This is a genomic window from Spirosoma gilvum (assembly GCF_054776815.1).
Genome location: NZ_BAAHBH010000012.1, coordinates 63,067 through 86,744 on the forward strand (window position 1 = coordinate 63,067; position 23,678 = coordinate 86,744).

A 23,678-nucleotide genomic window follows, 5' to 3' on the forward strand; every position below is an offset into this window, starting at 1 on the left:
TATGCCACCATATGGGCTAAGTCACTGGACTAAGCTTGTTAAGTTTAAGGCCAATGGCTGATAAATGATCAAAATCGTTGTCTGATGTACGAAGTTCCGCGTCATAGAAAAGAGAAGTAGCTGCAATCCAAATATCATTTTTGCCCATATTCCGAGCAGAAGTGCCAGCCGGTAAGGGGTCGTTTGGCAGTTCCCCTTGACTATAGGCATCAACGGTTGCATATACATCTGTCATACTAAATTCAATACCGAAAATGGTATTTCGGTTAGAATCTTTTCAAGAGTGAGTCGTTTTTGGTAACCCCACTTTCGCTTTGTAGCGAAAGCCTTCTGCTCACCTACGGTTACAATGGAAATGGCTGAATAAGAAGGGAATTCAGCTTTTCTACGAATTAGATGTATAAGAATATTTGTGTCTAAAAGATATAGCATTAATTATTCCTCCTCTTTTAGCATGTGCTCCCATTCTTGCTCCGAAAAATCTATTTGAGGTAGAGTTTTAGCTCTGTCACTACCTACTGATTTCAGAAAGGCATCCATGCCACCAGCAGCCTGTACATCGGAAGAATAATAAATCTTAACCTGATTTACAGTGGGCACAGAGCCAGGCGTATATTTTTTTGTGGCTTTGGTTTTGGCTGACATAATCACCTCCTTTTCAAATTTTACTAATTGTGTCTACACCACTACCCGCAGCTTGGCAAAGCTGAGCAAGAGAGTCTTTTCCCCGACTACATCGAACAGAATGGTAGCCTTGCGTTCGGTACCATTAACGTCCACTTGTTTTACGGTTCCAAACCCAAATTTGGCGTGTTCAACGCGTTGCCCAGAAGCTAGCTCGGCGGTGCTGGTTGGCGCAAAATCGGGCGATGGTGTATGCGAAGCGGCTGTCTGAGGGGTCTGCGTACGAGCGGTTTTCTGCGCCAGTGACCGTACAAACGCCATCGAACCCGTCGAGGTGCTTTCGCTCCGGTCGCGCTCCGGTCGATCGAAATCCATCCGGCTAGGTGCTGAGCGCAGCTTCGACATTTTCAGATACCGCTGGTCGATCTCCATCAGGAATCGGCTGGGTTCACACATTTTCAGGCGTCCGTAATGATACCGCGTTTCGGCATACGACATGCTTAACCGTTTTTCGGCACGGGTAATAGCTACGTAAAAGAGTCGCCGTTCTTCTTCCAGATCGTTCCGGCTTTCAAGCATCATCTGACTAGGAAACAGGTCTTCTTCCATCCCGACGATGTGTACGTTTTTGAATTCCAGTCCTTTGGCTGCGTGGATGGTCATCAGCGTCACCTTATCGTTGTCGCCATCGTCTTCCTTTTCATCGGCCGAGGTTAACAGCGAAACGGATTGCAAAAACGCGGCCAGACTTTTTTCCTCGTTATCTGGGTTGTCAACAAACTCTTTGATGGCGTTCAGCAATTCCTGTACGTTTTCGTAGCGCGCCAGTCCTTCAACGGTCTTGTCTTCATACAGTTCTTTGAGGAGCCCCGATGCCTTGGCAATGTGCGACGCCACCTCATAAGCATCTTTTTGATCGAGCAGGAGTTTAAAACTCTTGATCAGGTCGGCAAAGCCTTCAATGGCTATCGCAGATCGTCCGGCAACGTGTTTAGTGATCTCGGAAACGATTTCCCAGATTGAATCCTGCTTTTCGGCGGCTATTACGCTGATTTTGGCTACCGTCGTATCGCCGATTCCTCGCTTCGGCAGGTTGATAATCCGTTTAAAGGCTTCCTCGTCCTGCTGGTTAACCGTAAAGCGCAGGTAAGCAATCAAATCTTTGATTTCCTTCCGTTGATAGAACGACAGACCGCCAATGATGCGGTACTTGATGCTCATCTTGCGCAGGGCTTCTTCAAAAGCCCGCGATTGTGCGTTGGTACGGTACAAAATGGCGAAATCGTTGTTGGTCAGCGACTCGTTCATTTTGGTCTCGAAAATGGCCGATGCAACCAGACGCCCTTCTTCATTATCCGATGAGGCTTTGATGACATCGATCAGTGGCCCCTCTTCATTATCGGTGAAGACGTGCTTTTCCAGTTGCTGCTTATTGCGGGCAATGATTGAGTTCGCTGCTTCGACAATAGTCTTAGTCGACCGGTAATTCTGCTCCAGCTTCACGATTTTGACGGCATCCTTGCCATAATCGCGCTGGAAATTCAGGATGTTCTCGATGTTGGCGCCCCGAAAAGCGTAGATGCTCTGGGCATCGTCGCCCACTACGCAGATATTCTGATGAACAGCCGCCAGTTTACGGGTAATCAGATACTGTGAAATGTTGGTATCCTGAAACTCATCGACCATCACCTGCTGGAACTTATGCTGGTATTTGTTCAGAATGTCCAGATGGTCGCGGAATAGCACATTGGTGTTGAACAGCAAATCGTCGAAGTCCATCGCATTGGCGGCAAAGCAACGAACACTATACTGTTTGTAAATTCGACCGATATGCGGCATCCGAGCCGATTCGTCGTCGGCCTGAATTACAGCGTTGTTGAGGTAATCGTCAGGTCCGATGAGCCGGTTTTTAGCCCCTGAAATTCGGGAAAAAACACTGTTCACGCGATACACCTTATCGTCCAGCCCCATTTCTTTGATGATGCTGCGTAAGAGCGATTTCGAATCGTCGGTATCGTAAATGGAAAAATTGCTGGTGTAACCGATGGCTCGGGCTTCGATCCGAAGAATTTTGGCAAATACGGAGTGGAACGTACCCATCCAGATGTTACGGGCTTCTGTGCCAACCACTTTTTCGATCCGGTGGCGCATCTCACCAGCCGCTTTGTTGGTAAATGTAAGAGCCAGGATTCGAAAGGGATCAATCCCGTTTTCAATCAGGTAAGCAATCCGGTAGGTCAGTACACGGGTTTTCCCCGAACCGGCACCGGCAATAATCATGAGCGGTCCATCGCCGTGCATAACGGCCTGCCGCTGCGGGTCATTCAATCCAGAAATATAATCAACCATTCAGCTCGTCTCTATCCTTCTATAACAATCAAAACTACGAAATAATTTGGTAGCGGGTGGGTAGAATAGGGGTAGAGCGGAATAAACTTTAGGTTCGCAGAAGGCTGTTTTGTTGGCTATATAGAATTAGAGGAAAGGCCCCATATCGATACCCATCAGCTCCGAAACGGAGGAACTTGTTGCTACTCCACCATCCCCTTTCCGGTAACGCAGCCATTCACCAGTGTGATAATTATAGACGAAACCCTCTTCTATGCCATAATGCTCATTTTCAATCAGGTTAATGATTTTGTATAGATCACGTTCGGCCGACCTTGGCTGAGCGACTTCAATAATAATTTTAGTCTGTTCTGCCTGATTATCATACAATAATACGTCAGGGACCTGATGGCCAGGGCCTTCGCCCAGCGGTGTTTCCGGCAGCGGCATAAGGGATATTTTCTGTTTATGATAGTAGAGAATGCCTAATTCTATCGTTAGCTTGCTAATAATAATCTGATGAGCAATTGGCGAATTGGTGCCATCGTCATGCACAACAAAGGGCGATGGGTATCTTACCTCGTACATAGCAATAGGTTTTTTTATACCACTAAAATACAGAAAAAGAGCCTATAAACGCGATGCTGCCCATAACGGCCACTTTTTCTGAATTATTGTGCAACATTCTCAAATTTCCTGCATCTTTCTATCGATAATAACTTAAACGTTGGGAAATACTGAAGCTGTTGGAACCTAAACCGTACCCCGACCGCCATGCTGATCTGGTCAAACGCTGCCAACAGGGCGAGCGACGGGCACAGTATGAACTTTATCAGCATTACGTAAAGGCAATGTACAATGTTTGCCTGCGAATTCTGAATCACGAAGCCGAAGCCGAAGATGTATTACAGGAAGCATTTATGGATGCATTTAGCCATATAGGCTCATTTCGAGGCCAGAGCACGTTCGGAGCATGGTTAAAGCAGATTGTGGTAAACCGGGCTATTAACCATCTCCGTGCCCGACGCCTGGAGTTGGTCGATATGGAGTCAAATCGGTTTGGTGAAGACGATGGACCTGATTTCGCGGACACCGAACCTTACGATGAAGAAGGCGTTCAACTAGAGGTGGATCGGGTTCGAAGGGCCATGCAACTGCTTCCAGAAGGGTACCGGGTCGTCCTGTCGCTTTATTTGTTTGAAGGCTATGACCACGAAGAAATAGGCAACGTATTGAATATCAGTGAAACCACATCCAGAACACAGTATTTACGAGGAAAGAAACGTTTACTTGAATTATTAAATTAGTTAGAAATGAGTTAGTAAGAATTGAGGGGTGACTAACCTAACCCTGTAGATGGTATTCGCTCTTTCAATCTTTCACTCTTTCGCTCATTGAAGTATGAAAAAGGATAACCTTGAACGTTTTGTGCGTGATAATCGCGAGGACTTTGACGACAAAGAGCCGCCGATTAACCTGTGGAAAAAGATAGAGGCTGGTCTTGATAAAGCCAGTCTGGATAGTCCGCAAATAGCCCAGAACAATATTTCACCGTTTGTAGACGTACACACAAATCGGTCGGCGTCGGGCGGTCGACAAATTGGCTGGCCTACGCTGGATTGGCGGGTAGCTGCGTCCATCGCTGTATTGCTGCTGGCGGGCTGCTTCCTGTATATGAATAAGCAATATGGCGTAACACACCAGCCTGAGATTGTAGCGGCCAATCCGACCTATGCAAAAGAGGTAGTGCAGTATACACAGTTAATTGACGATAAACGTGCCGAATTAAAACAACTGACCGAAGATAACCCAGCTCTATATCAGGAGTTTGCTATTGACCTGGACCGACTCGAAAACTCATATCGGGCGCTTAAGGCCGATTTGCCTAAAAACCCGAATCAGGAGGTGTTGATCCAGGCTATGATTCAGAATTTACAGCTTCAGATCAACTTACTTAACGAACAATTGCGTGTGATCCAGCGCATTAAAGATCAAACACATGAAACGAGTCCTGTATAGTGTTTTACTATGCCTTAGCCCATTGTTTATCCGGGCCGAGGTGCCGGTTCCGACCGGTACGGTTGAAACTACCGTTGAAAAAAAGAAAACCATCATCAAACTATTCGATGTCGATAGCAAAGATAATCTGGTCGTCGACAATCAGTTCGGCCAGGTTACGGTAGGGCTGTGGGACCGAAATGAGATAAAAATTCAGATTACTATTGTCGCTAATTCGGATTCGGACGAGCGCACCCAAAGGTATATGGATGCTGTAACGATTGACGAAAAGCGGAACGGCAACCAGATTATCGTTCGTACTAATTTCAGCCAGAGTGTAGTTTCGAACTGGAGTTTGGGGAAATGGAAAGACGATGGCGAACGGAACTTCGTTCGGATCAATTACGACGTAATGATGCCCAAACATATTCCGCTGACCGTCCGAAATAAGTTTGGAAATACGATGATTCCCGCTTTCCAGGCTCCGCTGACAGTCTATAGCCGCTATGGCAACTTTACCGCCGAAGAGCTTGGTAGTCGACAAAACGATATTGATGTAGCCTATGGTAAAGCAAACATTCGTCATCTCGATGCTGGCAAGCTCGATATGGCTTATGGAAGTCTTGAATTATCGAAAGCCAACGAATTAGTGCTTACTAACAAAGGTGGAAAAATGACCATCGGCGATGTAGGAAAACTGAATGCCGACATCAATTATTCTGGCGCTAAAATTGGCAACCTGCGTGAGTCCGGCAAGATTAAACTTAACTTTTCGGGGGGCTTCCGTATCGACCAGTTACCCAAAACAGTAGAAAATGTTGATATTCAGGCGTCTTACTCATCCGTAGCTTTACCTGTTGACCGGAACAATGACTGCGATTTTGATGTGACGGTTAGTTACGGCAATTTCAATTACCCATCCGGTTCAACCTGGCATTTCACCGCTCAACCCGATGATGATAACCACCGGGGATCAAAGTTGACTAAGCAGTACGTCGGTAAAGTTGGCAGTGGCTCGGGCACCAAAGTCCGGGTAGTGGCCAAGTTTGGGAATGTGAATTTTCAGTAATCCTAACCGGGATTTATATGATTTGATTGACTGACTATGATTATGCTTTCATAGAAAGCTGACAAACAATAAATCAAGGTCGGTCAGGTAAATCATAAAAATCCAGGTTCAGATAGTCAGCCTCTCAATTACATCGCTGTGTTGAGGAAACTCCTGTAGCAACTGGTTTCGGTTGGCCATTTCGAAATCGGCGAAGTCGAAGCCGGGTGCGACCGTACAACCTACCAAGGAGAATTCGGTTCCTTCGGCCGGTTTTGAACCAAACCAGCAGCCCGCCGGTACTACGTCCTGAAACACCTCTCCCCGTTCAGGATTATTGCCCAACCGAATTAGTCGCAGAGAACCGTCGGGGTTGATAATAAACACCTCTAATGGGCCACCTGCGTAGAAATGCCAGATCTCGTCGGATTTTATCCGGTGAAATGCTGAGAAATGCTGTTGCTCCAGCAGGAAATATATAGCCGTACAAAACGACCGTTCACCACCGAATCGGCTCGGTAAGGCTTCCCGAGCTATCGTTTCGGATGATCGATACGTTTCTGCATAATACCCTCCCTCAGGATGCGGAGCCATGTTGAAGGCCTGAACGTAATAGGCGGCTGTCATGATTTAATTTTGAATGAGTGAATGATAGAATGAGTGAATAGGTTTGCACCAGCTATTCACTCATTCTATCATTCACTCATTCAAAATTAAGCGTTTATTGTGCTGCTTTTACAACCGTAAGAAAATCAGGGGCTTTTAGGGAAGCGCCACCAATCAGGCCACCATCTACATCGGGTTGGGCAAACAGCTCGGCCGCGTTTTGAGCGTTGGCGCTGCCGCCGTATAGAATGGTGATGTCCTGGGCAATTGAGTCACCATATTGACTGGCAATGTGCTGGCGTAATTCAAAGTGCATATCCTGCGCCTGCGCCGACGAAGCCGTCAGGCCGGTACCAATAGCCCAGATCGGTTCATAGGCAATCACCACCTTCGCAAACGACTCGGCCGACAAATGGAACAGGCTTTCGGTAATCTGATCTTTCACGAAGCCAACGTAATCGCCATTCTCGCGAAGGTCGCGGGATTCCCCACAGCAGAAAATAGGAATCAGGCCATTTTCCAAAGCAATGTTTACTTTGGCCGCCAATTGAGCGTTGGTTTCACCGAAATATTCCCGGCGTTCGCTATGACCAAGAATAACATAGTCAACACCTATAGATTGCAGCATAGGAGCTGAAATCTCGCCTGTGTAGGCTCCAGAAGCTTTCTCATGACAATTCTGAGCGCCGAGCGAAATCTGGCCACCGGGCGTGATTGCCTGCCGGGTCGTGGTCAAGTAAACAGCGGGTGGGCACAGGACAACCGTAACATCACCTGTTACTTCAGCTTTCACCTTGTCGATTACTTCCGATACAAGGGCAGTAGCCTCATCGGCTGTTTTATTCATCTTCCAGTTGCCGGCAACAATTTTTTTACGCATAACCGATTAATAATGAGAGTCAAAATCAATGTTTTGGGTTTACGAATAGCCCGTATATTGCTTGAAATTTTTAGCGAAATTAGGGTTTTGGACCGAATGAACCATGTTGAAGACCACTAAAGTTGACCAGACGGTAAATAAGTGGAAATAACTACTGCCAGATCAATAAACTTAGTCTATAATATTTGTGTTATTCGGATAAAAAATGCGTAATTTCAATGTGATAAAGCTACGATAGATGAAAACGCTGATACTGGTACTAGGACTGTTACTGTCCAGTTGGGTTGCGCGGGGAGATGATAACCGACGTGTACCCGATAAGGATCAGTACGGCTTTTTTATTGCTGGAAACCGGACCTGGACTCGCATCCCGTTTCAGCTTCATTCAAACCTGATCGTTGTGCCGGTACGTATCAATGATTCGGATACCCTGAACTTTATTCTGGACACCGGAGTCGCCAATACGATTATTACGGATCCGGCCACGTTTGCGAAGAAACCTCTCCAATTGACCCGTAAAGTGAAGATAAGTGGTGCCGGAGAGGGCGGAAGCCTGACCGCTTCCATTGCGATTGATAATACCCTGTCCATGGGTGGCTTACGGGCATCGCACCATAATCTGGTTATTCTGGACGAGGATATTCTCAAACTATCCGAGTATGTAGGGACACCTGTGCATGGTATTTTTGGCTATGAGATCTTTGCCAATTTTGTCGTTAACGTTGACTTTCAGCGCCATGAGCTGATGATCATGAAGCCGGGCAAATTCAAATACAATAAGCATAAAGGCGATCGTTACCCGATCACCATTCAGGATACCAAAGCATATACCGATGCCTTGTCGGTGTTTGATGGTGAAAAAACCTTACCGTTACGTGTCGTGCTGGATACAGGGGCAGGCCATGCGCTTCTGCTCGACCGGTCGCGTAGTACAGCCGCAATGCCCATTCCAGAGAAAAGTATTCGGGCGCAACTAGGTCGTGGCCTGAACGGAGTGATCAATGGAAGTGTAGGACGGATTCAGAAAATCCGGTTCGGTCGTTACGAAATGGATAATATTCTGGCATCGTTCCCGGATAGTATGGCCTTTGGTATGAAGCTCGTGAATATGCCCGAGCGGCAGGGTAACGTAGGATGTGAGCTATTGCGTCGGTTCAATGTTACGTTCAACTATCCCGATCAATATATTGTGATGAAGCCCGTTAAGCGGCTGATGCGCGAAAGCTTCGAGCACGATATGAGCGGTCTGGAGCTTCGTGCCAAAGGGGAAAGTTTCCGTACCTATTATATTGATAAAATTCTTGATGGATCACCAGCCGCTACGGCTGGCCTGGAAGAAGGGGATGAATTGCTGTTTATTAATAACTCATCAGCCAGAGACATGTCTATCAGCGAAATCTACAAGATACTTCAGAAAGGAGAAGGGCGAGAAATATCGCTGGTTGCCCGACGAAATGGCCAGCTTATCATCGCCCATTTTGCGCTAAAGCGATTGATTTAGTGAGTTTAGTAGTGTACGCGTAATGAGTGAATCGGGTGGAGTAGGCGGGTTGGTAAAACCCGCTGCTTCACCCGATTTATTTTACGTTATACCTCCATTTTGTCGAGTTTGAATCGGAAGGTGGTTCCTTTATCGACCTTGCTCATCACCGTAATTTTCGATTTGTGCGCATTCAGAATGTGCTTCACAATAGCCAGGCCAAGACCGGTTCCTCCACGCTCTTTCGACCTACTTTTTTCAACCCGGTAGAATCGCTCAAAAATCCGACTTAAGTGTTCGGGGGGAATGCCCGGCCCATTGTCACGGACCGAGACGACAATGTGTTTTTTGTCTTCTTCAAGATGCACGATAACTTTCCCATTGTCATTGCCATATTTCACTGCATTTTCAACCAGGTTGGTCATTACCTGCGTAATGCGTTGAACATCGGCCTTTACCCACACGGGGCCAGGTTGTGAGGTCTTGAGTGAGAGCGATGTGTTTTTGGTTTTAGCGATGGTTTCGAGTTGCTCAAAAATCTCCTGAATCACCTGCGTAAAGTTGACGCGCTCAAAACTCATTTTTACCTCGCCCGTTTCCAACTGCGACAGGGCTACTAGGTCCTTTACCAATGCATCCAAGCCATCCAGACTTTTGGCCGCTTTTGACAGAAATTTGTCCCGAACGTGCTCGTCATCGACGGCTCCATCAATAAGCGTATGGATAAATCCCTGGGCAGCAAAAATAGGCGTTTTTAACTCGTGTGACACGTCGGCCAGAAACTCCCGTCGAAATTGCTCCAGTCGCTTTAACTCGTCAATCTCCTTCTGCTTTTTGGCGACGTAGACAAAGATTTCGTCATTGAGCTTTTTGAATGGGTTGCTGTTTTTGATAATGGTTTTTCGGGTAATACTAAAGTCACGAATCTTAAGCTGATGGATGGTTTTATACATCTTATTGACTTCCCGAAAGACCAGCAGTTCGATGGCGTACAGTACCAGAAAGAACGAAATGGCAAACGACGAAATCCCCACGACAAACAACATACTACTCGTAACACCTTCGACGAATGTGAGGAAAGCGAGCGTCAATGCCGAAATCAGGCAAGCCAGCAGAAGAGCAATAATGCGGGGACTGAGAGACATGAGACAAAGGTAAAAAGAGCGAAAGAGTGAATGAGTGAAAGAGCGAAAAACCTGCCGGATGGTTCGCTCTTTCACTCATTCACTCTTTCGCTCTTTATTCGGGCTGATCTGTAAACATGTAGCCTACTCCTTTCAGCGTTCGGATGTGGGTGTCGCCGATTTTTTCGCGGAGTTTTCGGATATGAACGTCTACGGTGCGCTCAAGGACATAAATATCAGCTCCCCAGATTTTTTGAAGCAACTCTTCCCGGCTGCATACCTTGTTGGGGTGTTGCGCTAAAAAGAACAGGAGTTCGAACTCTTTCTTGGGAAGAATAACTGTTTTATCGTTCTGCGTTACCGAATAGTTTTTGCGGTTGATCAACAGATCGGCAATAACAATTTGCTCACCCGGATCTGCCTTTTGGGCTTCGCGCCGGAACAAGGCATTGATTCGACTCATCAAGGCACGGGGCTTGATGGGTTTTGTAATGTAATCGTCAGCTCCCACGTCGAACGCTGCCACTTCGGAGTATTCTTCCGAACGAGCTGTGAGGTAGATAATATAGGTTTGGCGTAATTCGGCGATTTCGCGAAGTTGACGACCTGTTTCGATACCATCCATCTGGGGCATCATAATATCGAGCAGTACCAGTTCCGGAATATAGCCTTTAGCGACTTCAATGGCTTTCCGGCCATCAAACGCGGTGCGCACCTCGTAGCCTTCTTTGAGAAGGTTGTATTCGAGCATCTCTACGATGTCGGCGTCGTCGTCTACGACTAAAACGCGATGAAGGGGTTGAGCAGCTTTGCCAGCACTCATGCGAAGTTAAATTGGTGAGAATGATCTACTTCACTCATAGCGTTAAGTAGTTGCCTTCTGTTTGGCAGCCCGAAGTTACGTGACTTATCCACAACGTTACCAACTCCAAATGCATCCTTAACAAAAACTTAACAGCCTGAACTGTAGTCAATATCTGTTACTATTGTCTGGAAATAAGTTAATTGGGCGAATTCTAAAACGTATTATTACTCAAACTAAAGTAGCCAGTTGATGGTTGGCAAGATAAATGAGCCTGCCAGCCAATAAACGGATTGTGGGGTTATTTTAGCTTTTTCATTCACTATTATGGATACACGTTCTCCGGAAATTCAGTTGCCTTTCTACGCTAAAGTTACCTGTATATTGCTTTCGTTGGTAATGATTGTGTATGGATTACATACACTGGAAGGCTTACTGATTCCTCTGGTTTTTGCCATACTGTTTGCCGTATTGCTCTTTCCGCTCGTAAAACGGCTCGAAAACTGGAAGGTACCTCGAATCATTGCGATAGTTCTCTGTTTGTTATTCGCACTAGCTATATTGACGGGCTTGTTTTACGCCATTTCTATTCAGCTTAGCAATTTTACCGAAGTAGTGCCCAAGTTTGTTCAGCGGGCAAATGAATACATCAACAGCATACAAAAATTTGCTGACGAACACCTGAATATCGACCGACAACGTCAGGTTGATGAAATCCGCAAGTACCTGAATCAGGCACTTTCCGAAGCGGGTGTTATTGTTACCACTACCCTGCTGACTACGACAAATATCATCAGTACACTTTTCCTGATTCTGCTGTTCGCTTTCTTCTTCCTGCTTTACCGCGATTTTTTCCGGACGTTCTTTTATAAAATTTTCAGGGATGCGGGTCGATCAAAAGTCGACAGCGTAATGAGCGGGATTTACGAAGTGGTAAAAGATTATATGGCCGGACTCTTTGTGGTCATTATCATCATTGGTACGCTGATGACGGTTGGCTTGCTAATACTTGGTGTCGATTATGCCGTGTTCTTTGGCTTCTTTGGCGCTTGCCTGGTGTTGATTCCCTACTTTGGCCTTTCGCTGGGGTCACTCATACCGGCGGCTTATACCCTGGTTACACAGGACAATCCGTTTAAAGCGTTGGGCGTTGTTGGTGTTTTTTTGTTTGTGCAGGCGCTGGAAGGCAACTTTATTACGCCCTATATTGTCGGGTCGAGGGTGAGTATTAACCCGTTAGCGGCTATTATTGCCCTCATTCTCTGGGAAAATGTGTGGGGGTTACCAGGGCTGGTCTTAGCCTTACCCATGACGGCCATCGTAAAAGTAATCTTTGATGCTGTCGATTCACTGAAACCCTACGGATTCCTGATCGGTGAAGCCGAAAAGCCCCGTCCACCTATAAAAAATCTTCAGGAACTAGCCGAGCAATTGCCAAAACGAACGAAAAAAATAGGCAAAGTGGAGGAGAAGAAGTAAAGAGCGGGCTGGCGTACCAGTGAAAGAGTGAATGAGCGATGCGTCAGCTATTCACTCTTTCACTCTTTCGCTCTTTCACTCATTAAAAATTAAGCGGATCGAGATTTTTGAAGTGGCCGTTCATCCGAATGCGTTGTTTGGTGCGTTCCATGTCCGAGACGACCGGCAACACGGTATTCAAATGCTGGATCAGGAAAAGCTGACGTTCGGCTTCACTTTCCAGGGTTAGGAGCTCATACTCCTGCTCAATCGATAAGCCTACTTTGTGGGCTACTTTGTAGGATAGGTTTTCGGACGATGGGTTATAATCCGTCTCAATTTGCAGCAACTTATATAAGCGTTCCAGTCGTTCGGTCAGTGCAGATGCATGTGCGCTAAAATTATCGCCCGGTTCGATCATCTCTACATCGCCACCCGCATACAATTTACCCGCAACTGGGTTTTCGAAATTGACCAGTCGAAAAATGCGTAACCCTTTCGTTTTAATATCCATCCGGCCGTCGGGGTAGCGTTTGTGCAGGGTCGTAACGTGCATTTCGGTACCATAGCCCGGAAGTTTGTTGTTGATGAAGGCCGGAATCCCAAACGTGCGCTCTTCCTCCAGGCATTCGTTGATGAGTTCTCGATAGCGGGGTTCGAAAATATGCAGATTCAAATCCTCACCAGGATACACAACCAGATTAAGCGGGAACAAAGAGAGCGCCTTTTGCATAGACCGAAAAGTACGGCTTTTTAATTAAAAACCGTGTTTGATTCCGTAAAACGGACAGAACGGGCTTTTGCTTCAGCATAAATCGGGTCGGCCAGATTACCTAAGCCCGTCACATCCGACATGCAATCCGTTATCACAACCAGTTTACGAACGAGTTCTGGAGCAAAGTCCAGAAGTTGTTTCAGGCTGTTGGCTACACAGTGCGATTTGGCTTCGCCCATGAGGTAAATGGTATCGAACCGGGCTAAGTCGGCAATGAGTTGCTCGTTAAGCTGGGTTTCAGGAACGGATGAGTCGGGAACCTGCGCCCGAAAAATGCCAAAGTGCTCAGAGAGTGGATACAGTCCCTTTTGTATGGCTACATAATTGCGGTTCCGTTGATGCGACCAGTCTTTCAGCGCATCCAGCAGTGTATCGTGCAGAGCTGCACCCCGCGAACCGATCAGACAATGTTCGGGCCAGATAAAATGGTCGAACTGCCCATCGGCTTCGAGATCATGCACGTATTGTTTGGCTTTATCAACCGAAAACCGGGGTAGCCAGCGACCCGCGCCAACATCATCGCCTGTAATGCGTGTAAACGGAGTCGGGTGAGTCCCGTTGGCATCCTGCCAAAAGCCCGGATGGGCAATATCCAGAATATGGTGCGTGTCGAGTGTAACAACGATATGGTCGATTTGATTGCCGTGCTGTCGGATTAGACTAGCCATACGGTCGACATCCTGCTCGGCTCCGGGTACAAACAAAGCGCCATCAGGATGGCAGAAATCGAACTGAGCATCAATAATCAGGAACGCATTTTTCATTGGGTCGAGTACCGTGACTGAATTGGCTGGTAACGGTGCCCAAAGGTAATAAAACTCATAGGCCTAGGCCAAGCGAAGCGCGCAACATTGCCTGTATAGGATGCCGAAGTCCCTCATCGCGGCCATATAGATAAGCAGCGCCCAACACCAGGTTATAAAAGTAAAAACGAGTACGGGTGCTGTGGATACCTATGCCTACTAAGGTAGCCTGTTGAAATGGGTTAGCCGTAATTTTTTGGGATGGTCCGTTTCCTTCTACCGGCAGCTTGTCATGAAAAGGTAAAAAATGCCTTGCAGTGATGTAGTATTGTCGATAAAAATTATTAGCCGATTTGCCTTCTCGTATCGCTTTGTTAATGAGTGGATAGTAGTTTAATCCGGCCTGTCCCAACCAACTCGTACCGGATACGGGAGCTTGGTTGGTTTTTGGTGAAAATTGCCAGCTTACTCCGCCAAAAAGAGCCCAGGCGGGTGTTAGTTTATGTTCAACAGCCGCCCACAAGCCGTATAGGTTTGTTCGCTCGATGGCAGGCCGAGGGTCTTTAAATAACCAAATTCCAGCTTTACCCGGTTGTTCGAAGCCAATCTCAATCAGCGTAACTTCCTGACGACTTCGCCGGAGAAATTCCTTCATTAATTTCTTCTCCTTAGCGGTTCGTTCGGAATTGACTTGGGTTGTCGAATCGACCGACAAGCTTTCCTGCGAGATTTCGACCCGCGTGGAGTCTGACTGGCCGTAAACGTTTATCGTCAAGCAGACAATCGCCCAGCAAACAACGTAATAAGTACAAAACGGCTTCATAGTTTAGAAAATGGCGAGAAGGGTAGACGAAACGAATTATAAGCCGAACCCTACTAGAATGGATGTTCGGATGCCAACGGGCATAGGGTTCATACTGGCAATGGTATAGCCAATACCGATGTTGGCATCCAGATAACCGAATCGGCTTAATCGGCGTTGCGTGCCTAGTCCAACACCGGCCCATGCGTGGGTTAAGCCACTGGTCGGAGGTTCAGACGAGTTAGCTACCCAAATTGGTTTGATCAGTTGTAGCGCCAGGTATTGGCCCGAAAAGTTGTTTGCGCTCTTGCCCTGCCGTATTCGGCGATTCATCGCAACGTACCATCGCCCGGCTATTTCCCCCGAAACATTGGCCTCATCAATGGTTTTTGTCAGACGCCGATAGTAGGAACGAGCTGAAACAAGAATAGAGAAAGCAGGCGTCAGCTTTTGTTCAAGAGCAAGTTGATTCCGAAACCCCCAAATAAAACAACCTGCGGGCGTACCGCCAAAACTGGTCGGCATACCACCGAGCTTAATGAGCGTTTTTTCTTCAATCTGGGCGCGGATAAATCGATTATAAAGGACTTTCAGACGTTTTGGGGTGTGTTGAGGCTGTTGGCTGTCGATTTCCTCGCTATAAATAAGGCGCACCGAATCGGCTGACTGCGCAAAACTTCCGTAAGCTATCAGGTACAGAAATAGTATCGAAAAGGGTACGAATCGGTTCATAGGATTTGTGGCTTAGCGACGGTCGACGAGTGGTTTCTCTCCTTGTATGATAATGGGGTTGTAGCGGTTCTGAATCACGATTTCGGGTTTATTGGCTGAAGATTGGTATCTGAAAACCTGCTTGTTTTTGGTCTTCACCAGTTGGTCAGCCAAATTTTCAGGCACACGGATGTCGGCCGACAGGTTGCTAACATCGAACCAGAAATCGGTTATGCGTTTGGTGGTTACCAGAATGTCGGTACGCGTCGCATCGACTTTCAAGGCATCGAGCGTGGGATTCGGTAATAGAGTAAGTTTTCCATAACTTGTCTGGATCGTTACGTTTCCGCTGATGTCTTGCAGGGTAACTTCTGCCTTTTCAGCCTTTAGATTGACCGTAGCGTCTAGACTTCGTCCGTCAATATCCCCGTAGTCTGATTTTATCGTGAGTTTACCGGTAATGTCATCGAGCGTCAGTCGGCCAAAATCGAAGGTTACGGTGGTGTTCCCGTCCAGATTGCTCAGGTTTATATCGCCAAAGGAGTTGGTTATGGTGAGGAGTGCTTTGGCCGGAAGGCTGATGTCATAAACGGCTTTCAACTGACTTTTCAGCTTCCCAACCGATTGAGGGATGACGAACCGATTTGACAGATCAACCTGGCCATTGGCAGTCTGTAAGGTATATTGATGATACCCTAATTCGTGTTCGGCCACGGCCCTGTCTGTATGTTTGGCAATGAGTCGTAGTCGGACCGAAATGGTTGGGCGGTTCCAGCCTTTTATCGTTACATCAGCTTTTTGAGCGGTCAGTAAAATGGGCTGGCCTTCAGTATACAGCAACTCCTTATCGATGATTTTGGTGATGACCTGTACCGACTGGGCATATCCCTGTAATCCCCAATTGATCCATAAAAGCAGCCAGAAAAAACGTCTGATTCGCAAGAAGCCTATGTCGGGTAATCGTGCCAAACGAGCCAGTCTGATTTTCATGATTCAAGCAGTGTTAGCAGTTCTTTCGTCACTTCGGCCCGTTGCGTTTCCAGTTTGGTCTGGGCGCGTAACAAGGCCGGATCATCGCCAAAAACTCCCCGTTCCTGTTCAATTTGTTGCTGTTTGATTGTCAGAGCCGTTAACTGCTTTCGTAGTTCATGAACTTCGGGCCGCTGGCAAACGGCTTTCTCTTCAGCGCACCGCTTTGCAATAAATTCTTCGGCTCGTTTGGTGGTTGTGGGCCAATGGGTTGGCGTCGTTTTTTTTGGCAGAGCTGGCTTTATGGACTCGGTTGCATATTCAATCCGTACTTTTTCGGGCGATTCGGAGGGCCAAAACACCCAAATACCTACCATAAGCAGCGAAACCATTGCCGCCAGACCTGCCCAATAGGTTTGTAAAGAGGTCCATAGCGGACGGACTATAGTGGGTTCGCTGACTGATAAGCTAACGTCAATCGATTGCCATAAATCAGCTTTGGGCTCATAGATGGGTAACTCTTGAACCAATCGGTCGATCTGCTCATCGGCCTGCAAATCGGCTTCGATGCGAGCCCATAGGTTGTTGGCTGGGTCGTATTCGGGAAGTTGCGGCAGTGAGTCGTTCATGATAGTCGTTGTCTTAATAGCTTCTTCGCATAACTCGCCTGCGATTTTGAGGTGCCCTCTGAAATGCCAAGCATGTCGGCGACTTCTTTATGGGTATAGCCCTCCACTTCGGTCAGTAGAAACACCGTGCGGGCACCAGCGGGAAGACTCCGAATGGCCGCGTCTAATTCATCGCCCGTCAGGGTATCGCGAAACGGAGCCGGTGAGTCATGTACATGTTCGTCTAATGTCAAAAATCGGCCTTCAAGCTGCTGTTTTCGGAGCGTCTGACGAACCACAATGGTTTTGATCCAAGCCCCCAACGTAGACCGGAAGGCAAATTGATCCAAGTTTCGAAATACCTCAACGAAAGCGTCCTGCAAGGCATCGTTGGCATGGTCGTAGTCGTTAATAATTCGGTAGGCCGTCGAAAACATAGCCCGCTTATATCGTTCGAACAGAAGCCGCTGCGCCACCCGATCATTGGCCCGACAACGTTCGACCAGGTCGTGTTCAGATATGTCGGTCGAAATGGCCAAGCAGGACAGAATTTGAAGGTGCGTCGGACTAAAGTGATGCCGGAAGCCGAAAAGGTTGGAAAGTACGTGAAAAAAGAATAGAAGGATAAACTGAATCAAGCGGGTGGGACGAACAGTTTAGCCCTTTTTCGTTACTTTGATGCATGAATTACATTGAACTACAACTGCATCTGTCGCCCGATTATACCGACATTCTTACCGCCGAACTGGCCGAACTGGGTTTTGAATCCTTTGTGGAAACCGACGAGGGCCTAAATGCCTATATCGTTGAATCCGATTTTGATGAACAGGCCGTACAGGAATTGATTGAGAAATACGTGGGGCAGACCGCAATAGCCTATGAAGTTAGTTCGTTAGAGAAACGAAACTGGAACGCCGAGTGGGAGCGCGATTACGAGCCGATCGAAGTGGCGGGCCAGGTCCGGGTCCGGGCGTCCTTCCATCCGTTGGACGCCCGATTTCGTTACGACATTGTCATTAACCCGAAAATGTCGTTTGGAACGGGCCACCACGAAACCACGGCCATGATGCTGGAGCAACAGCTTGGCCTCGATTTTGTCGGAAAAACGGTACTCGATGTGGGTAGTGGAACGGGCATCCTGGCGATTCTGGCAGTTAAGATGGGGGCTAGCGCTGCACTGGCCTTCGATATTGAAGAATGGGCGGTTGAAAATGCCCGCGAAAACGCCGAACTTAACGACTGTTCGCAGGTTACCGTATTTCAGGGTACAATTGCAGATGTAGAGGCAGTTAATCCATACGATGTAATCCTGGCGAATATCAATCGTAATGTGCTGCTGGCCGAAATTCATACCTACACAACACGGTTAACACAAAATGGATACCTGGTTGTCAGCGGTTTCTACGATAACGACGCGCCGGACATTGAGCAAAAAGCAGTCGAGTCGGGATTGACGCTGATAAAGCGGCTAACCAAAAATCAATGGACTTCTTTATCGTTTATTAAACGCTGATAGGGATTTATCCCCGGTCAGCCTTCGGATATGAATCGTATTTATTACAGCCTGGTTTTAAGATCTTATCAGGGTCTGTGTCCTCGCAGACCTTTTCGTGATCATGCAATGAAAAGGTCTGTGAGGACACAGACCCTGGTGGGACTGCTGTTTTTTATAACACTTTCAGCCTCCTTTGGACAGGCGGTCCGAATTTCTGATAAACCCGATCAGTTTGTAGCCGATGTGCAGAAACTAATGGCGACCGGCGGGCCTGCGGGTGTTCGGGCGGGAACCAATCTACAGGCCATCTGGTCCGAGAACCGTCTGTCGGCTCAGCAGCAGGAACGGGTCATGACATTGAGCCGTAAGATGAACCAGAAGCGTTTACCCGCAGCTACCATCTTTACGCCATTCTACGAATCACTGTATCTGGCTACTCAGCAGCAACCTGCCACCAACGTCGACGGTCTGCTAACCATTTCGGAAAAGCTGTTCGAAACAGCCGATGCGAAAGTGTTTGCCCGAAGCCTGGAAACGGTTCGGCGATTTATGGATCGCCGAGAACTGTATGCCAGTAACTACAACAAGTTATACGCGCACGGGGGCACTTTTGAGTTTCGATATGTTGAAGGGATCAAATCGTTGAAACCAGCCGACATCAAAACTGCCGAAGACTCGATTGCTGCCGCTAAAGCAGCCGCCGAACGTTCCCGCTTCGATGGCTGGGATACACCGGCACCTTCCGATTCTACCCAACCTCGTTCGGTAGGCCCCCAGTATATTCCTCAACGGCGACCACTACCCTCGGTGTCGGGTGTATTGATCACGTTAAAAGATGTGTCGCTGGCTATGGTGGCCAATGGCGACTCGGCTATTCTAGCCAATACCAGTGGCGATATAATGCTGAAAGACGGCGTGCTGGTTGGGCAGGGGGGCAAGTTTACCTGGGCTACCGCTGGCCGACCCGATATTTTTGTAACGCTCAGTGACTACGCACTCACGACCATGAATCCACGCCTGCAAGCCGACGATGTGACGCTGACCTATGAGAAAACACCACCCATTAAGGGGGTTTTTGAGTACGTTAGCAAGAAAAAAGGTGGTCCTGTCACGTATCCCCGGTTTATGTCGTGGCAAAATGATGTGAAGCTGCCTGATCTAGGCCCCGATGTTGAGTATAAAGGCGGCTTGGCTCTGTCGGGTACGCAAATGGTGGGGGCGTCGGCCAGTGGATTTCCAGCACAGATAACCGTAAAATACAACGGTAAACCCGCTATCAAAGCCACCAGCCGTCGGTTCGATTTTGCCGTCAACGATATGCAGCCAGCTGATTCCACTCAGGCCGGGCTGGCTGCATCGGGCTTCAATACAACCGAACCGGTTAAAAAAACGGCTACTTCTTCGAAAGAAGCACGGCCCATGATTACAGCCAATTCGGCTGCGTTTGTCGGATACATCGATACGGATTCGATCACGCACCAGTCCGTAAAATTCCGATACGACAAAGCCCAACGCATTGCCTGGCTCGACCGCGAGCAGCGCACCGATTTTGCCCGTGTGCCCTATGCCGACTCGTACCATAAATTTTTCATCATGCCCGAAGTGGTACGCTGGGATTTGCCACGTCGGAAAGTGGATTTTTATCAAGTCGGGGCCAAACGCGAAGTACCCGTTCGCTTTGAGTCGTACGATTATTTTCATCCACAACGCTACTCCGATCTGACGGTCGATTATGGATTTCACCCGCTACAGATTGTCGCCAATTTCGTTTCGACCAAGAAGCAGCAAACCTTTCTGGACGACGACATCACCGAGTTTGCTAAAAATGTGAATGCAGGTGCGTTGCGTGGTTCCCTGAACCGTATGGTGCTGGAAGGCTACATCGACCGCGACCCCAAAACCAGTATGATGCGTCTGAGTCGTAAAGGGGTACTTTACGTGTTAGCCTACGCGCATAAGCAGGACTATGATAGTTTCCAGGTGCAGTCGCTGTTTGTTTCCAACGACAGCATCAAAAACGCAACCATCGACCTCAACGATAAGATTCTGACTATTCGGGGGGTAAAGCAATTCACCATGTCGGATTCGTTGAAAATTTTCGGCTTCCCATCCGATAAAATACTTCGGGTAGGCAAAGGCCGCGATTTTACGCTGAATGGACAACTTAAGGCGGGTACGTTACGATACGCCGGTCGTGACCTGAAATTCAACTACGACAAGTTTGCGATGAGCCTCAATAAGATCGACTCCATTACCTTCCAGTCGCAAAAGCTGGCGGCTCAGGGCAAAGAGGGTGAAATTGGGGGCGATATTAAGTACGAGAACCCAGGAACGGTTTTCCTGGCCGGATCGGACAACAAATCGGGCCAGATGAAGGGCAAGAAAACAACCCAGCGTCTGGTGATGCCTGAAGGAATGACGGTCTATTTCAACCAACCTAGCCGGGGTAATCTCACCTACAATCAGAAAGTCTATTTCAAAATTCCGGCCATCGACAACGACAGTCTTGGGAAAGGCGACATTGCCTTTATGGGTACTTTTTATTCGGATGGTATTTTCCCGCCGTTTAAAGCTCAGTTGGTTACTATGCCCGATAACACTTTAGGCTTTGTCCATAAAGCACCCGTCACCGGGTATCCGGTCTATGCAGGAAAGAAGGGCACAACGCCATCGACCGTCAAGTTTACGGGCGATCTAACCATGGACAAAAGCGGGCTTCGGGCGGAAGGTGTTCTGAACCACTTAACAACTAGTTTGAGTACGAAAGGAATTCTGTTCATGACCGATTCTTTATTGGCGTCGGGCGATAAAGGAGAGATCAAGGAAGGGCTGATTGGGAAGGGTTATTTCCCCCAGGTTCAACTGAATAATTTCAGCATGAAATGGTGGCCTAAAACCGATAGCATGGTCATTACTACGCAGAAAAATAACTTCAATTTTTATAGTGCCACAACAAACCTCGAAGGTGGATTATTGGTGCGATCATCTGGCCTGTTTGGTCACGGAACCTTGCGACGGAAGGATTCCGAGACGATCTCGAACAGCATTAAATTCAATAAAGAAGGATTCCTGGCCAGTGGAGCACAGTTCAAAATCGTTTCGGACAAAGAAGTGCCCGGCACACCGGCTGGTAAACCTATTCTGTTAGGAAAAGACATTGATGTTGACTTCAATCAGACAAAAGGACTGGTCGGGCTAGCTATTAATAAAAAGGAAAGTATAGGCGATACCGTGTCGCCAAGTCTGGAATTCCCGTTTGCTGCATATAAAACCAACATCAACCGGGCGCAATGGAACGTAAACGCCAAAACCATTGCCATGAAGGGCGATGTAAAAACCTCAATTTTTACCGCAACGGCAGAGGAACAGGAAGGGCTAACGTTCAATGGTTCGGCGGCATTATATGACGTGGAAAAACGGACGCTGAACATTAGCGGTGTTCCCTACATCACCTCAGCCGATGCCCGTATTTACCCCGATAAAGGGTTTGTAGCTATCCGGCGGAATGGCGAGATGATGGCCCTGAAAAATGCCCGGCTCGAGCTGGATACCATCAACCTGTTCCACCGGCTCAAAAACGGCAATATTCAGGTGCTTTCGCGGACTCGGTTTGCGGGTGATGCGACCTACCAGTTTGCCACGGCCAAAGGCGATACAGCCAGTATTAAAATGGGCAGTTTTGAGCTGAAAGAAGCGCCCGTCGTGGCCGTTGCGAATCCTGAAACCGCTTCGTTAACGGCCGATGCCAAGAAAACAAGTCGCAGTGCTCCACGTAACAAACGCAGTGGAGCTTCGAAACCGCTGACAACCTATTTTACGGTAGCTCGTGCTGAAGTCGAAGAGGCTGATAACCTACAACTAGCTCCTAAAATGCTATTCAGGGGTGGCATTGTGATGGAAGCGCCAAAGCAGGATCTGTCGATGGATGGATTTATTAAACCGGCTCTCAAAAAACGCAAAGACCTGATCAGCGACTGGATTCCCTTTAAAGAAAAAGTGGCCGAACGACTGGAGATAAAGGTTGATAAAAACCTTAAAAATGATGGTGGGCAACAGCTAGTCGCTGGTATCCATTTCCGGGCGGGCGGTGCTGGTGTATATCCAACGTTCCTGTCACCCAAAGAGGACTCCCGCGACGATGATCTGTTTAGCGCTACGGGAATTATGCGCTACGACGAAAAGGATAAAGTCTATCGAATTGCCTCAAAGGGTGGAGAAGCTGTCGCCCAGATTGATTCGGTCGCAAAAGCGGACAGTTCGGAGGATGCCGATGTCGAAAATGCCTACACCTTCAACGATGCGCGTGGGCTGATGACCTACAAAGGCAAGATGAACTTTATGAACACGGCCCCGCATGAGTATTTGTTGTCGTCGGGATCGGCGCGGATCAATATCGACAGCAGTCTCTATCGGTTCAACACACTCATGGTGTTTGCAATGCCCGTACCAGATCTGGTCAATACAAGTATTGCTGATAAGCTTGTCAAAACGAATCTGGAAGAAAAGAACGACGAAGCTGCGGACGACGATCTGAATCGTCTTTCGGACAAACTAGTGCCCCTGATTGGTCAGCAGGCGGTGGATGCCTATCGGGTTAAAGCGCAGAACCAGCACGTTCCGCTCAATCAGGCATCGCCGAAGCTGAATGCCATGCTAGTGCTGGCCAATGCCAATATGCGCTGGTCACCCAAATACAATGCGTTTTATAGCACGGGCCAGTTAGGTGTCTCGAATATCATGGCAACCGACATCAACGCCCAGATGGATGGTTTTGTCGAAGTACGTAAGACGGGCAACGGCGATGAGTTCAGCATCTACCTCGAATCGTCGCCGGATGTTTGGGTGTATTACGATTACAAGGGTGGTAATGGACCGGGAACTATCGGCCAGTTAGCCATCATCACATCGGAGCAGGAGATCAACGACCGGCTGTTGGCCGGTTCGAAAAACTCCAGCAAAGCCGCTCTGGAAGTAGTACCCGCCACCGTCGATGAAAAAACGCTTTTTGTTGATCGCTATCTTGATCAGTACAAGACGAAAGCCAAACCTGCACCGAAGCCCAAGCTTCAACCGGGGCAGAAAGTGGTGAAGGAAGAGAAAAAGAAAGACGAGAAGAAAAAAGACAAAGAAGCTGAGAAAGAAGGGTTTTAGTGCCCGGCTGTTAATCCTGTCGAAAAACACCTGTTAAAAGTATGTTTACTCTTTAGTCATACGTATCGGCTTCGTA

General features: G+C 47.8%; 22 protein-coding genes. 7 read left to right on the forward strand and 15 right to left on the reverse strand.

All coding sequences use genetic code 11. The features are described from left to right. Positions 1-16: 16 nt before the first annotated feature. The 4 genes from ACYVFD_RS27495 to ACYVFD_RS27510 form a co-directional block, all read right to left on the reverse strand. On the reverse strand, positions 17-235 hold the full coding sequence (locus ACYVFD_RS27495) for a hypothetical protein (RefSeq protein WP_461093734.1): 219 nt from the start codon (positions 233-235) through the stop codon (positions 17-19). A gap of 200 nt (positions 236-435) precedes the next feature. Next, entirely contained in the window at positions 436-645 is a 210-nt protein-coding gene (locus ACYVFD_RS27500) for a hypothetical protein (protein WP_461093735.1), read from the reverse strand. A 33-nt stretch (positions 646-678) separates the two neighbouring features. Continuing rightward, positions 679-2,973 (reverse strand): ATP-dependent helicase, encoded by a 2,295-nt coding sequence (locus ACYVFD_RS27505; RefSeq protein WP_461093736.1) that lies wholly within the window; start codon positions 2,971-2,973, stop codon positions 679-681. Between the two features lie 126 nt (positions 2,974-3,099). Further along, positions 3,100-3,540 (reverse strand): hypothetical protein, encoded by a 441-nt coding sequence (locus ACYVFD_RS27510; RefSeq protein WP_461093737.1) that lies wholly within the window; start codon positions 3,538-3,540, stop codon positions 3,100-3,102. A 158-nt stretch (positions 3,541-3,698) separates the two neighbouring features. Here ACYVFD_RS27510 and ACYVFD_RS27515 point away from each other — a divergent pair, with 158 nt between their 5' ends. From ACYVFD_RS27515 to ACYVFD_RS27525, 3 genes are all read left to right on the forward strand, one after another. Then, the gene (locus tag ACYVFD_RS27515) at positions 3,699-4,259 is read left to right on the forward strand and encodes an RNA polymerase sigma factor (protein ID WP_461093738.1); all 561 of its coding nucleotides are present in this window, start codon (positions 3,699-3,701) and stop codon (positions 4,257-4,259) included. 94 nt (positions 4,260-4,353) lie between these two features. Then, the gene (locus ACYVFD_RS27520; protein WP_461093739.1) at positions 4,354-4,971 is read left to right on the forward strand and encodes a hypothetical protein; all 618 of its coding nucleotides are present in this window, start codon (positions 4,354-4,356) and stop codon (positions 4,969-4,971) included. After that, complete coding sequence (locus ACYVFD_RS27525) at positions 4,952-6,019, forward strand: hypothetical protein (protein WP_461093740.1); 1,068 nt, start codon at positions 4,952-4,954, stop codon at positions 6,017-6,019. Before ACYVFD_RS27520 ends, ACYVFD_RS27525 begins: the two co-directional genes overlap by 20 nt. A gap of 108 nt (positions 6,020-6,127) precedes the next feature. On the opposite strand, the gene ACYVFD_RS27530 is transcribed toward ACYVFD_RS27525, so the two are convergent. Continuing rightward, on the reverse strand, positions 6,128-6,625 hold the full coding sequence (locus tag ACYVFD_RS27530; protein ID WP_461093741.1) for a cupin domain-containing protein: 498 nt from the start codon (positions 6,623-6,625) through the stop codon (positions 6,128-6,130). A 94-nt stretch (positions 6,626-6,719) separates the two neighbouring features. After that, complete coding sequence (gene tpiA / locus ACYVFD_RS27535; RefSeq protein WP_461093742.1) at positions 6,720-7,484, reverse strand: triose-phosphate isomerase; 765 nt, start codon at positions 7,482-7,484, stop codon at positions 6,720-6,722. 238 nt (positions 7,485-7,722) lie between these two features. On the opposite strand from tpiA, the gene ACYVFD_RS27540 reads away from it, so the two are divergent. Beyond that, positions 7,723-8,985: a retropepsin-like aspartic protease gene (locus ACYVFD_RS27540; protein ID WP_461093743.1), complete on the forward strand. Its 1,263-nt coding sequence runs from the start codon at positions 7,723-7,725 to the stop codon at positions 8,983-8,985. An 86-nt stretch (positions 8,986-9,071) separates the two neighbouring features. Here the strand turns inward: ACYVFD_RS27540 and ACYVFD_RS27545 are convergent, their stop codons facing one another. Beyond that, positions 9,072-10,109: a sensor histidine kinase gene (locus ACYVFD_RS27545; RefSeq protein ID WP_461093744.1), complete on the reverse strand. Its 1,038-nt coding sequence runs from the start codon at positions 10,107-10,109 to the stop codon at positions 9,072-9,074. A gap of 94 nt (positions 10,110-10,203) precedes the next feature. Then, entirely contained in the window at positions 10,204-10,911 is a 708-nt protein-coding gene (locus ACYVFD_RS27550) for a response regulator transcription factor (RefSeq protein ID WP_461093745.1), read from the reverse strand. 306 nt (positions 10,912-11,217) lie between these two features. Between ACYVFD_RS27550 and ACYVFD_RS27555 the strand changes: the two genes are divergently transcribed. Next, on the forward strand, positions 11,218-12,369 hold the full coding sequence (locus ACYVFD_RS27555; protein ID WP_461093746.1) for an AI-2E family transporter: 1,152 nt from the start codon (positions 11,218-11,220) through the stop codon (positions 12,367-12,369). Between the two features lie 82 nt (positions 12,370-12,451). Here ACYVFD_RS27555 and ACYVFD_RS27560 read toward each other — a convergent pair whose 3' ends face one another. From ACYVFD_RS27560 to ACYVFD_RS27590, 7 genes are read right to left on the reverse strand one after another with little or no spacing between them, the layout of a single operon-like run. Then, a complete protein-coding gene (locus ACYVFD_RS27560; protein ID WP_461093747.1) occupies positions 12,452-13,081 on the reverse strand; it encodes an LON peptidase substrate-binding domain-containing protein in 630 nt (209 codons plus the stop codon). Between the two features lie 20 nt (positions 13,082-13,101). Next, positions 13,102-13,887 carry a cysteine hydrolase family protein gene (locus ACYVFD_RS27565; protein ID WP_461093748.1) on the reverse strand — a complete coding sequence of 262 codons (786 nt, stop codon included), beginning with the start codon at positions 13,885-13,887 and terminating at the stop codon, positions 13,102-13,104. Between the two features lie 55 nt (positions 13,888-13,942). Next, positions 13,943-14,689 (reverse strand): hypothetical protein, encoded by a 747-nt coding sequence (locus ACYVFD_RS27570; RefSeq protein WP_461093749.1) that lies wholly within the window; start codon positions 14,687-14,689, stop codon positions 13,943-13,945. 36 nt (positions 14,690-14,725) lie between these two features. Next, a complete protein-coding gene (locus ACYVFD_RS27575; protein WP_461093750.1) occupies positions 14,726-15,400 on the reverse strand; it encodes a hypothetical protein in 675 nt (224 codons plus the stop codon). 12 nt (positions 15,401-15,412) lie between these two features. Then, positions 15,413-16,369: a DUF4097 family beta strand repeat-containing protein gene (locus ACYVFD_RS27580; RefSeq protein WP_461093751.1), complete on the reverse strand. Its 957-nt coding sequence runs from the start codon at positions 16,367-16,369 to the stop codon at positions 15,413-15,415. Beyond that, a complete protein-coding gene (locus ACYVFD_RS27585) occupies positions 16,366-16,977 on the reverse strand; it encodes a hypothetical protein (RefSeq protein WP_461093752.1) in 612 nt (203 codons plus the stop codon). Before ACYVFD_RS27585 ends, ACYVFD_RS27580 begins: the two co-directional genes overlap by 4 nt. Next, on the reverse strand, positions 16,974-17,504 hold the full coding sequence (locus ACYVFD_RS27590) for an RNA polymerase sigma factor (RefSeq protein WP_461093915.1): 531 nt from the start codon (positions 17,502-17,504) through the stop codon (positions 16,974-16,976). The genes ACYVFD_RS27585 and ACYVFD_RS27590 overlap by 4 nt, the downstream gene beginning before the upstream one ends. Before the next feature lie 134 nt (positions 17,505-17,638). Here ACYVFD_RS27590 and prmA point away from each other — a divergent pair, with 134 nt between their 5' ends. Together prmA and ACYVFD_RS27600 are read left to right on the forward strand one after the other, a co-directional pair. Further along, positions 17,639-18,469, forward strand: a complete 831-nt coding sequence (prmA, locus tag ACYVFD_RS27595; protein ID WP_461093753.1) for a 50S ribosomal protein L11 methyltransferase — start codon at positions 17,639-17,641, stop codon at positions 18,467-18,469. A gap of 108 nt (positions 18,470-18,577) precedes the next feature. Continuing rightward, positions 18,578-23,602 carry a hypothetical protein gene (locus ACYVFD_RS27600; RefSeq protein ID WP_461093754.1) on the forward strand — a complete coding sequence of 1,675 codons (5,025 nt, stop codon included), beginning with the start codon at positions 18,578-18,580 and terminating at the stop codon, positions 23,600-23,602. Positions 23,603-23,678 lie beyond the last annotated feature (76 nt).

Coding starts and splice junctions, on each gene's coding strand:
- ACYVFD_RS27495 (WP_461093734.1), bottom strand. CDS start 235: ATGACAGATGTATATGCAACCGTTGATGCCTATAGTCAAGGGGAACTG.
- ACYVFD_RS27500 (WP_461093735.1), bottom strand. CDS start 645: ATGTCAGCCAAAACCAAAGCCACAAAAAAATATACGCCTGGCTCTGTG.
- ACYVFD_RS27505 (WP_461093736.1), bottom strand. CDS start 2,973: ATGGTTGATTATATTTCTGGATTGAATGACCCGCAGCGGCAGGCCGTT.
- ACYVFD_RS27510 (WP_461093737.1), bottom strand. CDS start 3,540: ATGTACGAGGTAAGATACCCATCGCCCTTTGTTGTGCATGACGATGGC.
- ACYVFD_RS27520 (WP_461093739.1), top strand. CDS start 4,354: ATGAAAAAGGATAACCTTGAACGTTTTGTGCGTGATAATCGCGAGGAC.
- ACYVFD_RS27525 (WP_461093740.1), top strand. CDS start 4,952: ATGAAACGAGTCCTGTATAGTGTTTTACTATGCCTTAGCCCATTGTTT.
- ACYVFD_RS27530 (WP_461093741.1), bottom strand. CDS start 6,625: ATGACAGCCGCCTATTACGTTCAGGCCTTCAACATGGCTCCGCATCCT.
- tpiA (WP_461093742.1), bottom strand. CDS start 7,484: ATGCGTAAAAAAATTGTTGCCGGCAACTGGAAGATGAATAAAACAGCC.
- ACYVFD_RS27540 (WP_461093743.1), top strand. CDS start 7,723: ATGAAAACGCTGATACTGGTACTAGGACTGTTACTGTCCAGTTGGGTT.
- ACYVFD_RS27545 (WP_461093744.1), bottom strand. CDS start 10,109: ATGTCTCTCAGTCCCCGCATTATTGCTCTTCTGCTGGCTTGCCTGATT.
- ACYVFD_RS27550 (WP_461093745.1), bottom strand. CDS start 10,911: ATGAGTGCTGGCAAAGCTGCTCAACCCCTTCATCGCGTTTTAGTCGTA.
- ACYVFD_RS27555 (WP_461093746.1), top strand. CDS start 11,218: ATGGATACACGTTCTCCGGAAATTCAGTTGCCTTTCTACGCTAAAGTT.
- ACYVFD_RS27560 (WP_461093747.1), bottom strand. CDS start 13,081: ATGCAAAAGGCGCTCTCTTTGTTCCCGCTTAATCTGGTTGTGTATCCT.
- ACYVFD_RS27565 (WP_461093748.1), bottom strand. CDS start 13,887: ATGAAAAATGCGTTCCTGATTATTGATGCTCAGTTCGATTTCTGCCAT.
- ACYVFD_RS27570 (WP_461093749.1), bottom strand. CDS start 14,689: ATGAAGCCGTTTTGTACTTATTACGTTGTTTGCTGGGCGATTGTCTGC.
- ACYVFD_RS27575 (WP_461093750.1), bottom strand. CDS start 15,400: ATGAACCGATTCGTACCCTTTTCGATACTATTTCTGTACCTGATAGCT.
- ACYVFD_RS27580 (WP_461093751.1), bottom strand. CDS start 16,369: ATGAAAATCAGACTGGCTCGTTTGGCACGATTACCCGACATAGGCTTC.
- ACYVFD_RS27585 (WP_461093752.1), bottom strand. CDS start 16,977: ATGAACGACTCACTGCCGCAACTTCCCGAATACGACCCAGCCAACAAC.
- prmA (WP_461093753.1), top strand. CDS start 17,639: ATGAATTACATTGAACTACAACTGCATCTGTCGCCCGATTATACCGAC.
- ACYVFD_RS27600 (WP_461093754.1), top strand. CDS start 18,578: ATGAAAAGGTCTGTGAGGACACAGACCCTGGTGGGACTGCTGTTTTTT.